Origin of the sequence: Streptomyces sp. ICC4, assembly GCF_003287915.1 — a bacterium.
In the GTDB taxonomy this organism is placed as follows: domain Bacteria; phylum Actinomycetota; class Actinomycetes; order Streptomycetales; family Streptomycetaceae; genus Streptomyces; species Streptomyces tritrimontium.
Genome location: NZ_CP030286.1, coordinates 1,990,470 through 2,002,044, shown reverse-complemented (window position 1 = coordinate 2,002,044; position 11,575 = coordinate 1,990,470). Strand labels below are relative to the sequence as shown.

The window sequence follows — 11,575 nt, the reverse complement described above, 5'->3', positions numbered from 1 at the left end:
ATTGGTGGGTGAATCGTTGATGCGGTTCAGCTGCCCTTGGGGTCGAGTGCGTCGCGCAGCCCGTCCCCGAAGAGGTTGAACGCCAGGACGGTGATGAAGATCGTCATACCGGGGACCACCATGTACATGGGGTCGTCCTGGTAGATGGGGACGGCGTCGGACAGCATCTTTCCCCAGGAGGCGGTGGGCGGCTTGACGCCGGCGCCGAGGAAGCTGAGGGCCGCCTCCGTCAGGATGTTGGTCGGGATGATCAGCGTCGTGTAGACGAGGATCGGCGCGACCAGGTTCGGCAGCAGCTCCTTGATCAGGATGTAGCCGCGGCCCGCCCCCAGGCTGCGCGCGGCCTCGACGTACTCCCGCTCGCGCAGCGAGATCGTCTGGCCCCGGACGATGCGGCCGATGTACGGCCACCCGAAGAAGCCGATGACGACGATGAGCACACCCATCCGGACGCCCGAACCCGTGAATCCCCACAGGGAGTTGGGAACGACGGAGACCAGCGAGATGGTGAACAGCAGCTGCGGGAAGGCCAGCAGCAGGTCCATGGTGCGGCTGATGATGCCGTCGACCCAGCCGCCGAGGAAGCCGGCCAGGGCGCCCAGCAGGCTGCCGAGGATGACGGAGACGAAGGCCGCGAGGAAGGCGACGACCAGGGAGATGCGGGCGCCGTAGACGATCCGGCTGAACACGTCGCGGCCGTTGGTCGGCTCCACGCCCAGCAGGTAGTCGGGGCTGATGCCGCCGAACGATCCGAGCGGCGTGCCGAATTCCGGGTCGAGCAGATCCTCGTGGAACTCGTTGGGCGGGTGGCCCAGCAGGCTCACGATCAGCGGGGCGAAGACCGCCACCAGGATCAGGAGGATCACGACCACGCCGCCCGTCAGCGCGACCTTGTCGCGCTTGAGCCGCATCCAGGCGATGCGTCCGGGCGAGCGGCCTTCGATGGCCTTGGCTGGGACGTCGGCTACGGACACGGGAGCGGGAGTCTCCGCGCTCGTGTCATGCAGTGGTGCCGTCATCGTGGTGGGGACCCCTCTCGGCCGACGGGTGAGCCGGCCCATGCCCGCCGCTGTGGCGGCGTTGGTGCGGAGTGGCGCTCGGAGTGCGAGGTGCGGAGGTGCAGAGGTGCGGGATGCAGAGGTGCGTTGCAGTGCGGGTACAGGCGGTACTGGCAGTGCTGGTGGTGCACGTGGTGCTGTACGAAACGACGAGCGAATTTCCCGTGGCGAACCGGTCCTCGGAGGACTGACCCGCTCTTGGGTGGGGAGTCTTCATCGGGCCGTCGATCAGCCGCCAGACCCGCAGGTGAATGGATGCGCAACCGTGATCTGAGGGTCGAGTTCCCGTTATCCGGACTTCGCTGCCGCCTCAGCGGAGCAAGACCGTCCGTTCGGTGCCGAATCGGACATGGCACCCAACTCGGGTTACTAGCATGCCTATTGGGCGTACATCAGCGTCGAAATCAGGACAACGCAAAGGCCGCACGGAACGACTGTTCCGTGCGGCCTCGGGTGGCTTGGCCACGATGTCTCAGTAGGCGGGCGCCTGGCCCTCGCGGTCATAGAAGGGACGGGTTTGCGCGCGCAGCCACATCGCCACCGGGTCGTGCTCGTCGGCGAGCGCGACCGTGCAGACCGGCACTCCCTCGGGCACCGCGCCGACCGACTGGCGCATCATCTCCCGCACGGATTCCAGCGCGTGCGCCGAGGCCTCGTACAGGTCGAGCCCGACGGCGAGGTACGGGGAGCCCAGCGCGGGCTGCACCCAGGCGCGGCGCAGCGAGCGCACGGCGGGCGTGCGGTGCGCGTGCTGCGTGAGCAGCCCGTAGAACTGCGGGAGCTCGATGGCGGGCTCGGACAGTCGCAGGGGGCCCGCCGGCATCCGGTCCAGGCCGGTGGAGATCCGGCGCAGGTCGGCCCAGGGAATGCCGACACCGCCGCCCTGGGCGTGGGGGTTGAGCCACAGCCCCCAGCGGTCGGGGTAGAGGGCACGGGCGATGTCCCGGCCCGTGACCACCTCGTACCCCCGGTTCCAGCCGCTGGCGGCCAGCTCCTGCGGGGAGGTCACGCAGGGCGCGTAACCGAGGCTCTCGACCTCCATGCCGCCGTACTGCGCGTCCGGGGAACCGGACCGCCCCTGCCACAGCAGCATCCACAGCCGCCCCTCGGCCAGGGCGTGCAGGAGCGCCTCGTAGCTCTCGTAGCGCCCGGGAGTCACCTGGCGCAGCATGTGCTCGACCTGCCCGACCGCGGCCGTGCCTGACGCACTCACCCGGTACCCCTCTTCGTCTCTTCGTCCGCCCGTCGCCCACACGTGTCCGTCACCAGCTTAAGCGTGCCTACGGCAGGTAGAAGGGGCGTACGCGCGTAAGGATGAAGTCGACGACCGGGTCCTCGGCGGCGTCGAGGAGGATCAACTGCACAGGCCAGGGCGCCGGTACGCGGGCCAGCGCCCGGCCCAGGGCCTCCATCGGGGCGTTCCGCATGTCGGGCTCCCATCCCAGCAGCTGGACACCGACGTACAGCTCCGGCGCCCCGGCCTCGACGCTTGCGAGGCACCGGTAGGCCGCCGCGACGACTCCGGTGGCACGGAACTCCTCCCCGGCGGCGGTCAGGAAGTCGACGGGATCCTCCTGCCAGTCCGGCTCGTAGAGCCGGACCCGGCCCCCGGTGGCGGGCCCGTCGAGCGGGCTGCGGCCCGCCCGGCAGAGCTCGGCGACGGCGGGCGGCGGCAGCGGGACCCCGACGGCCCCCTCGGGGTTGACCGCGATGCCGAGCTGCGGGGGCAGGCCGCGGGCGAAGTCCACGGCGGGCGCGACGGCGAAGTCCATGGCGGGGCCGGCGCAGGCGCGGAACTGCTCCTCGGAGCTGTAGACGGGCACGTAGGCCGCGCCGTCGATCTCCATCGTGGGCAGGCTCAGGCTGTTCACCCCGCCCGGCAGCGGGATCCACAGCGGGCTGCGCCCGAGCACCTCGAGGATCCGCCCGCCGGCGTCCGCCTGCCCCAGTGCCGCCCCGAGCACCTGTTCCAGCTCGTTACCCGGCCACATGTACGCCTCCGCTAGCTCGCCCTCGTCTCGCCCAGAGGTTAACGGGCCCCCGCGGCCCGCCCGCCCGCTCCCCCGGGCCGGGGTCCGGCAGAGACGCCTAGTGCTGTGGCCGGAAGGGTTTGCCGGGTCGCGGTGTCCGGTGCGGTGCATCTCCCCCAGCTACCGCCGGGAGGGGCCCCCGGACGGAGGACCACGCCTCGTACTGGACGTACCGGTGTGGTCCGACAACGCGGCGAGGTGCCGTGCCGGGCGCCGCGCCCCGGTGAACCCTTCCGGTCACAGCACTAGCGGAAGCCGATCACCGTCAGCCGTGAGGCCGCCGGCCGGTCCAGCAGGGTCACCGACGCGCAGCCGGCCGGCGGCCGGCCCGCCTCGGCCTCGCGCAGCAGCCGGGCCACCGCGCCGCGGTGCCGGGCGAAGGCGTACGCCGACACCCCCCGGCCCCGCGCCGCCTGCCCGGCCCGGGCCTCCTCGGGGGTGGTGTCGAGCAGCACCAGGTGCAGTGCGCGGCCGCGCCGCCGGGCGGCCCGGGCGAGCAGGGCCCGGACCCAGCTCTGCGTACCGCAGTCGTGGACGACGGCCGAGGCCCCGGAGCGCAGCACCCGCCACAGCCCCCAGTAGTGCGCGATCCGGACCGCCGGGCGGTACACGGCGTACGGCAGGGCGGCCGGCATCCGGCGCTCCCAGCGCTCGCGCGCGTCCTGGGAGTCGATGCCGCCGCCCTCCGCGGCCCGCTTGATCAGGGTGCTCTTGCCGCCGCCGGGCAGTCCGGACACCACCACGATGTCCCCCTCGGCGAAGTACAGCCGCCCCGGACTCGCGGCCCCGCGCACGTCGCGCACGGGCGCCGCCGCCTGCGCCGGCGCCCTCGTGGCGCCGCGCTGCGACGGCACCGCGGACACGGCCCCCGCGGCCGCCCCCGCGGCCGTGCTCGTCGTCGTCAGTACTCCGAATCTCCGCACAGTGATCGCCTCCCCCGCATCGGGTCACCGGGACCCTTCCCCCTGAGTGTAAAGAGACGGTAATCCGGGACCTCCGGTTCCGCTCCGCTTCGGGACCCCCTCCCCCATTCGGCCGCACGGCGTGCAATGATGTGCGCCATCTGGACACCAACTGCATACCGGCCGCTTGAATCCGCGCGGGAGAGTCCCGGCACGCCGCGAGGCGGTGCCCGGGCGCCGAAGGAGCAAGTACCTCCCTTGAATCTCTCAGGCCCCGTACCGCGTGGATGAGGCAGATCTGAAAAGCGAGCCGCGCCACCGCCCGTGAGGGTGTCGGCGACGGCTCCACCCAAGGTGCAAGTCGAAGACCTTCCCCTGGAAGCGGGGAACTCTCGGCGAACCTCTCAGGTTCCGATGACAGATGGGGAGGAACTCCTCCTCGTCATGTCATGCCCTGGGACCCGGGAGCCACACCCATGAGCACTGCCCCCCGCCTGACCGCCCTCGATGCGCTGCACCGTTCCCTCGGTGCGACCATGACCGACTTCGCGGGCTGGGACATGCCCCTGCGGTACGGCAGCGAGCGCGACGAGCACAACGCCGTGCGCACCAAGGCCGGCCTGTTCGACCTGTCCCACATGGGCGAGATCACCCTGACCGGCCCCGAGGCCGTCAAGGTTCTGGACCACGCCCTGGTCGGCAACATCTCCACCGTCGGCGTCGGCCGCGCCCGGTACACGCACATCTGCCAGGAGGACGGCGGGATCCTGGACGACCTGATCGTCTACCGCCTGGGCGAGGACGAGTTCATGGTCGTCGCGAACGCCTCCAACGCCCAGGTCGTCCTCGACGCGATCACCGAGCGCGCCGCCGGCTTCGACGCCGAGGTCCGCGACGACCGCGAGGCGTACGCACTGCTCGCGGTGCAGGGTCCGGAGTCCCCGGGCATCCTCGCCTCCCTCACCGACGCCGACCTGGACGGGCTGAAGTACTACGCCGGTCTGCCCGGCACGGTCGCCGGGGTGCCCGCGCTGATCGCACGTACGGGCTACACCGGTGAGGACGGCTTCGAGCTGTTCGTCGCCCCCGAGCACGCCGTGGAGCTGTGGCAGGCGCTGACCAAGGCGGGCGAGGGCGTCGGCCTGGTCCCGGCCGGCCTGTCCTGCCGCGACACGCTGCGCCTGGAAGCGGGCATGCCGCTGTACGGGCACGAGCTCACCACCGCCCTCACCCCGTTCGACGCGGGTCTGGGCCGGGTCGTGAAGTTCGAGAAGGAGGGCGACTTCGTGGGCCGCGCCGCCCTCGAGGCCGCCGCCGAGCGCGCCGCCACCAACCCGCCGCGCAAGCTCGTCGGCCTGATCGCCGAGGGCCGCCGCGTCCCGCGCGCCGGCTTCTCCGTGACCTTCGACGGCCAGGTCGTCGGCGAGGTCACCTCGGGCGCCCCGTCCCCGACGCTGGGCAAGCCGATCGCGATGGCCTATGTCGACGCGGCGCACGCCGCGCCCGGCACCTCCGGCGTCGGCGTGGACATTCGCGGTACGCATGAGGCGTACGAGGTCGTGGCTCTGCCGTTCTACAAGCGGCAGAAGTAATCCTTTCCGCTGTGCACGGAGGCCCCCGGTCCGCCCGGACCTCCCGCACGGCCACTCCCCCGCGCCCCGTCTCGGTACGCGAGACCACCGTTCGTATCCACTCCCCCGCATCCAGGAGAATCAGGTCATGAGCAACCCCCAGCAGCTGCGTTACAGCAAGGAGCACGAGTGGCTGTCGGTCGCCGAGGACGGCGTCTCGACGGTCGGCATCACGGAGTTCGCGGCCAACGCGCTCGGTGACGTCGTCTACGCCCAGCTCCCCGAGGTCGGTGACACGGTGACCGCGGGCGAGACCTGCGGCGAGCTGGAGTCGACCAAGTCGGTCAGCGACCTGTACTCCCCCGTCACCGGCGAGGTCGTCGAGTTCAACCAGGACGTCGTGGACGACCCGTCCCTGGTGAACTCCGCCCCGTTCGAAGGTGGCTGGCTCTTCAAGGTGCGCGTCACGGGCGAGCAGGACGACCTGCTCTCCGTCGACGAGTACGCCAAGCTCACCTCCGGCAACTGACCCCAGGGGATCGAAGATGTCCGTACTGAACACCCCGCTCCACGAGCTCGACCCGGCCGTCGCCGCCGCCGTCGACGCGGAACTCGTGCGCCAGCAGTCGACCCTGGAAATGATCGCGTCGGAGAACTTCGCCCCGGTCGCCGTCATGGAGGCCCAGGGCTCGGTCCTGACCAACAAGTACGCGGAGGGCTACCCGGGCCGCCGCTACTACGGCGGCTGCGAGCACGTCGACGTCGTCGAGCAGATCGCGATCGACCGCATCAAGGCGCTGTTCGGCGCCGAGGCCGCGAACGTGCAGCCCCACTCGGGCGCGCAGGCCAACGCGGCCGCGATGTTCGCGCTGATCAAGCCGGGCGACACGATCATGGGCCTGAACCTGGCCCACGGCGGTCACCTGACCCACGGCATGAAGATCAACTTCTCCGGCAAGCTCTACAACGTGGTCCCGTACCACGTCGACGAGACCGGCGAGGTCGACATGGCCGAGGTCGAGCGCCTCGCCAAGGAGTCCAAGCCGCAGCTGATCGTCGCGGGCTGGTCCGCCTACCCGCGCCAGCTGGACTTCGCCGCCTTCCGCCGCATCGCGGACGAGGTCGGCGCGTACCTGATGGTCGACATGGCACACTTCGCCGGCCTGGTCGCCGCGGGTCTGCACCCGAACCCGGTGCCGCACGCCCACGTCGTGACCACCACCACGCACAAGACCCTCGGCGGTCCGCGCGGCGGTGTCATCCTGTCGACGCAGGAGCTGGCCAAGAAGATCAACTCCGCGGTCTTCCCGGGTCAGCAGGGCGGCCCGCTGGAGCACGTGATCGCGGCCAAGGCGGTCTCCTTCCTGGTCGCGGCCTCGCCCGAGTTCAAGGAGCGCCAGGAGCGCACCCTCGAGGGCGCGAAGATCCTCGCCGCCCGCCTGGTCCAGGACGACGTCAAGGCCGTGGGCGTGGACGTCCTCACCGGCGGCACCGACGTGCACCTGGTCCTGGTCGACCTGCGCAACTCCGAGCTGGACGGCCAGCAGGCCGAGGACCGCCTCCACGAGGTCGGCATCACGGTCAACCGCAACGCCATCCCGAACGACCCGCGGCCGCCGATGGTCACCTCGGGTCTGCGGATCGGCACGCCGGCCCTGGCCACCCGCGGTTTCGACGCCGAGGCCTTCACCGAGGTCGCCGAGATCATCGCGCAGGCGCTGAAGCCCGCCTACGACGCGGACGACCTGAAGGCGCGCGTCTCGGCGCTCGCCGCGAAGTTCCCGCTGTACCCGACGCTCTGACGTCACCGAGAGGGGCCCGGCGCCCGCCTGTCTGTCCACAGGCGCCGGGCCCCCCTCATGACCAATGGCCTGGTGGAACCTGCCGATCGCCACTGATTTGTTTAATTTCATGGCAAATAGGCTGCAGATAAAGGAGTGACCGGACCCGACGGTCTCCCCGGCAGGACGGACAGCACACCTCATGGACATGAGCGCAGCCAACAGGAAGGGACTCAGTCTCTTCGCGCTGATCATGATCGGTCTCGGCTCGATCTTCGGCTCGGGGTGGCTCTTCGGGGCCGGCCAGGCCGCCGCGGTCGCGGGGCCGGCGGCCATCGTCGCCTGGATCATCGGCGCCGTCTTCATCGGCATGATCGCCATGTCCTACGCGGAGGTGGGCGCCGCCTACCCGCTGCCCGGCTCGATGGCCCGCTTCGGCACCATCTCGCACGGGCCCGTGCTGGGCTTCATGACCGGCTGGGCGGTCTGGATCGCCATCGCCGCGCTGATCCCGATCGAGTCCATCGCCGGTACGCAGTACATGTCCTCCTGGAACTTCGGCTGGGCCAAGGGGCTGGTCGAGAACGGCGGCCTGACGACCTCCGGCATGGCGATGGCGCTGTTCCTCACCGTCGCGCTGTGGCTGGCCTGCTATTGGTCGGTCGCGCTGCTCGCCAAGGCGAACAACCTGCTCACCCTGGTCAAGTTCGCCATCCCGGTGCTCGCCGTGATCGCCCTGATCGCCTCCGGCTTCCACACGGGGAACTTCACCGACCACGGCGGCTTCGCACCCAACGGCTGGCCCGCGGTCATGACCGCCGTCACCACCTCCGGCGTGGTCTTCGCCTTCAACGGCTTCCAGGCCGTCGTCAACCTCGGCGGCGCCGCGAAGAACCCCGGCCGCGCCATTCCGCTGGCCCTGGTCGGCGCGCTCTCCCTCGGCCTGGTCATCTACCTGGCCCTGCAGATCGCCTTCATCGGCGGTGTCCCGCCGGAGAAGCTGGCCGAGGCCGGCGGCTGGAGCGGCATCAACTTCTCCTCGCCGTTCGCCGACCTGGCCAAGATGCTGATGCTGCACTGGGTCGTCACGATGCTCCAGTTCGGTGCCTTCATCTCGCCCTCCGGCGCCAACATCGGCAACGTCGCCTCGGCCTCGTACATGGCGCAGAACCTCGCGGAGACCGGCTTCTTCCCGAAGAAGATCCGCGAGGTCCACCCCAAGTACGGCACCGCCCGTCCCGCGATGTGGCTGAACCTCGGCTTCTCGATCCTGCTCCTGGTCACCGTCGGCCACAGCTGGGAGGCCCTGGCCAGCGTCGTCTCCGCCGCGATGGTGGTCTCGTACCTGATCGGCCCGATCGCGGTCGGCGTCTTCCGCAAGACCAAGCCCGAGCTGCCGCGCCCCTTCCGCCTCCCGGCCGCCAAGATCCTCTGCCCGATCACCTTCGCCTTCGCCGCCTGCGCCCTGTACTGGTCGAAGTGGCCGGACACCGGCAAGGTCGTCCTGCTCACCCTGGTCGCCGCCCCGATCGCGGCCGTCGTGCTCAAGCGCAAGGGCGAGAAGAGCCTGCTCAAGCAGTTCGCCCCGGCCTGGTGGATGATCGCCTTCCTGCTGTGGCTGGGCACGCTCTCCGCGCTCGGCAGCAAGGAATTCGGCGGCAACGGGCTCATCCCGGGCGGCCTGGACATCGCCATCGTGGCCGTCTCGGCCCTGGGCTTCTACTTCTGGGCCGTACGCTCCGGCGTCAAGGCCCACCACGCGGGCCTGCCGGGCCCGGACCCGATCCTGGACGGCGACGGCGACGGCGCCGTCGAGGCGTCCGCGGCGGCCGGCGCACCGGAGCGCGAACTGACCCACGCCTGATCCCCGCCTTCCCGACCCGTCCGGCAGCCGAGCTGTTCACCTCACCGCGTTAAGCTCGTCTGCCGGACAAAATCCGCAGATCCACCCCTCCTGCCCCGCTTCCCACCCACGAGCAGACATAGGAGTCCGCAACCGTGGCCATCTCCGTCTTCGATCTCTTCTCGATCGGCATCGGTCCCTCTTCCTCCCACACCGTCGGACCGATGCGCGCCGCGCGCATGTTCGTGACCCGGCTCAAGAAGGACGGCGTCCTCGCCCAGACGGCCGCGGTCCGGGCCGAGCTCTTCGGCTCGCTGGGCGCCACCGGCCACGGCCACGGCACCCCCAAGGCGGTCCTGCTGGGCCTGGAGGGCCACTCCCCCCGCACCGTGAACGTGGAGACCGCCGACGCCGAGGTCGAGCGCATCCGCACCACCGGCCGCCTGCGCCTGCTGGGCACCGAGATAGGCGATGGCCACGAGATCCCCTTCGACGAGCCGAACCAGCTGATCCTGCACCGCCGGCGCTCGCTCCCGTACCACGCGAACGGCATGACGCTCTTCGCGTACGACGAGGCGGGCACCCCGCTGCTGGAGAAGACGTACTACTCGGTCGGCGGCGGCTTCGTCGTGGACGAGGACGCGGTCGGCGAGGACCGGATCAAGCTCGACGACACCCCGCTGAAGTACCCCTTCCGCAGCGGCGACGAGATGCTCCGCCTCGCGAACGAGACCGGCCTGTCGATCTCCTCGATGATGCTGGAGAACGAGAAGGCCTGGCGCACCGAGGACGAGATCCGCGAGGGCCTGCTGGAGATCTGGCGCGTCATGCAGTCCTGCGTCTCGCGCGGCATGTCCCGCGAGGGCATCCTCCCCGGCGGTCTGCGGGTCAAGCGCCGGGCCGCCTCCACGGCGCGCCAGCTGCGCACCGAGGGCGACCCGATGATGCACCGCAGCGAGTGGGCGACGATCTACGCGATGGCGGTCAACGAGGAGAACGCGGCCGGCGGCCGCGTCGTCACCGCCCCGACGAACGGCGCCGCGGGCGTCCTGCCGGCGGTCCTGCACTACTACATGAACTTCGTGCCGGGCGCGGACGAGGACGGCGTGGTCCGCTTCCTCCTCGCCGCGGGCGCGATCGGCATGCTCTTCAAGGAGAACGCGTCGATCTCCGGCGCCGAGGTCGGCTGCCAGGGCGAGGTCGGCTCGGCCTGCTCGATGGCGGCCGGCGCGCTGGCCGAGGTCCTGGGCGGCACCCCGGAGCAGGTCGAGAACGCGGCCGAGATCGGCATGGAGCACAACCTCGGCCTGACCTGCGACCCGGTCGGCGGGCTCGTCCAGATCCCCTGCATCGAGCGCAACGGCATGGCGGCGGTCAAGGCCGTCACCGCGGCCAAGATGGCGATGCGCGGCGACGGCTCGCACAAGGTGTCCCTCGACAAGGTCATCAAGACCATGAAGGAGACCGGCGCGGACATGAAGGTCAAGTACAAGGAGACCGCCCGCGGCGGCCTCGCGGTCAACGTCATCGAGTGCTGACGAGGCCCTCCCGGCGCCTTCGCCCCTCCGCGTGACCCCGGACGGCCCGGGGACCCGATGCTCGGCATCGGGTCCCCGGGCCGTCCGCGTTGCCGTCGCCGTCGCCCTCCGCCGCATGGGTGGGTTACGCCAGTAACTGAGTTCGAAATTGGGTGGGATATGAGGTTTGGCGACAAGTTGATCACGCTTGAGAGGGAACCAGGCGGTCTGGGCTGGTTTCTTGATGATCACCTGCGGCAGGGTGGGGGCACGACGTCGCGTCCGCACCCGGCGGTTCGGCCAACCGCCTTGGACCACAGCCTTTTTGCTTAACTGGAGGACTAGAAACATGGCAAGCACCCGCAGCATCCGTGTGATGGCGGCTGTCGCATCGCTCCCCCTCGCCTTCGCGCTCCTCTCGGGCGTGGCCCAGGCCGACAACGGGGCCGGTGCGGCCGGGACCGCGTCGAACGCGGCCCTCGCCGGCATCCTGGGCAGCGGGGTCGGAGGCAGCAACCTCGGAAACTCCTCCACCGCCCAGCAGGTCGCCTCCGGCTTCGGCGCGTCCAACCAGAACAACGGCGCGCAGTCCAACGGCTCCGGCTTCACCGCGATCGGCCAGTCCAACGCGCACGAGTCCTTCATCTACAACCCCCTGCCGTAGTCCGGCGCCCCGGTCCGGCCGCCCCCGCGGTCAGGTCCGGGGCCGCGGCCGCAGTGCTCCCGCCGAGCCCGCCCTCCCCGCGGAGGGCGGGCTCGGCCCGTTGCGGGCCCGGCCCCTCGCCGGAGGTCGGGCCGAGGGGCCCGGCGGGACGGGACCTTTGGACGGCGGCGGCGGCCCGGGGGTGGGCTAGTGCTGTGACCGGAAAGGTT

At 70.8% G+C, this 11,575-nt stretch carries 10 protein-coding genes and 1 riboswitch; of the genes, 6 read left to right on the top strand and 4 right to left on the bottom strand.

The features are described 5' to 3' along the window. Positions 1-26 precede the first annotated feature (26 nt). The 4 genes from DRB89_RS09215 to DRB89_RS09200 form a co-directional block, all read right to left on the bottom strand. Positions 27-1,019 carry an ABC transporter permease gene (locus tag DRB89_RS09215; RefSeq protein ID WP_112452117.1) on the bottom strand — a complete coding sequence of 331 codons (993 nt, stop codon included), beginning with the start codon at positions 1,017-1,019 and terminating at the stop codon, positions 27-29. 511 nt (positions 1,020-1,530) lie between these two features. Then, positions 1,531-2,271, bottom strand: coding sequence for an enhanced serine sensitivity protein SseB C-terminal domain-containing protein (locus tag DRB89_RS09210; RefSeq protein ID WP_112452118.1), 741 nt, complete (start codon positions 2,269-2,271; stop codon positions 1,531-1,533). 67 nt (positions 2,272-2,338) lie between these two features. Further along, positions 2,339-3,049: an enhanced serine sensitivity protein SseB gene (locus tag DRB89_RS09205; RefSeq protein ID WP_112452119.1), complete on the bottom strand. Its 711-nt coding sequence runs from the start codon at positions 3,047-3,049 to the stop codon at positions 2,339-2,341. Positions 3,050-3,333: 284 nt separating this feature from the next. After that, positions 3,334-3,951 carry an AAA family ATPase gene (locus tag DRB89_RS09200; protein ID WP_112452141.1) on the bottom strand — a complete coding sequence of 206 codons (618 nt, stop codon included), beginning with the start codon at positions 3,949-3,951 and terminating at the stop codon, positions 3,334-3,336. Between the two features lie 227 nt (positions 3,952-4,178). Further along, a riboswitch (glycine riboswitch) is annotated at positions 4,179-4,282 on the top strand. Positions 4,283-4,466: 184 nt separating this feature from the next. Between DRB89_RS09200 and gcvT the strand changes: the two genes are divergently transcribed. The 6 genes from gcvT (at position 4,467) to DRB89_RS09170 (ending at position 11,366) form a co-directional block, all read left to right on the top strand. Continuing rightward, positions 4,467-5,582 carry a glycine cleavage system aminomethyltransferase GcvT gene (gene gcvT / locus DRB89_RS09195; RefSeq protein WP_112452142.1) on the top strand — a complete coding sequence of 372 codons (1,116 nt, stop codon included), beginning with the start codon at positions 4,467-4,469 and terminating at the stop codon, positions 5,580-5,582. Positions 5,583-5,709: 127 nt separating this feature from the next. Further along, on the top strand, positions 5,710-6,090 hold the full coding sequence (gcvH, locus tag DRB89_RS09190; protein ID WP_112452143.1) for a glycine cleavage system protein GcvH: 381 nt from the start codon (positions 5,710-5,712) through the stop codon (positions 6,088-6,090). Between the two features lie 16 nt (positions 6,091-6,106). Then, the gene (gene glyA / locus DRB89_RS09185) at positions 6,107-7,363 is read left to right on the top strand and encodes a serine hydroxymethyltransferase (protein WP_112452144.1); all 1,257 of its coding nucleotides are present in this window, start codon (positions 6,107-6,109) and stop codon (positions 7,361-7,363) included. A gap of 181 nt (positions 7,364-7,544) precedes the next feature. Next, positions 7,545-9,206 (top strand): APC family permease, encoded by a 1,662-nt coding sequence (locus DRB89_RS09180; RefSeq protein WP_112452145.1) that lies wholly within the window; start codon positions 7,545-7,547, stop codon positions 9,204-9,206. Positions 9,207-9,340: 134 nt separating this feature from the next. Continuing rightward, the gene (locus tag DRB89_RS09175; RefSeq protein WP_112452146.1) at positions 9,341-10,723 is read left to right on the top strand and encodes an L-serine ammonia-lyase; all 1,383 of its coding nucleotides are present in this window, start codon (positions 9,341-9,343) and stop codon (positions 10,721-10,723) included. Between the two features lie 328 nt (positions 10,724-11,051). After that, positions 11,052-11,366, top strand: coding sequence for a hypothetical protein (locus DRB89_RS09170; protein WP_112452147.1), 315 nt, complete (start codon positions 11,052-11,054; stop codon positions 11,364-11,366). The last annotated feature ends 209 nt before the right edge of the window (positions 11,367-11,575 follow it).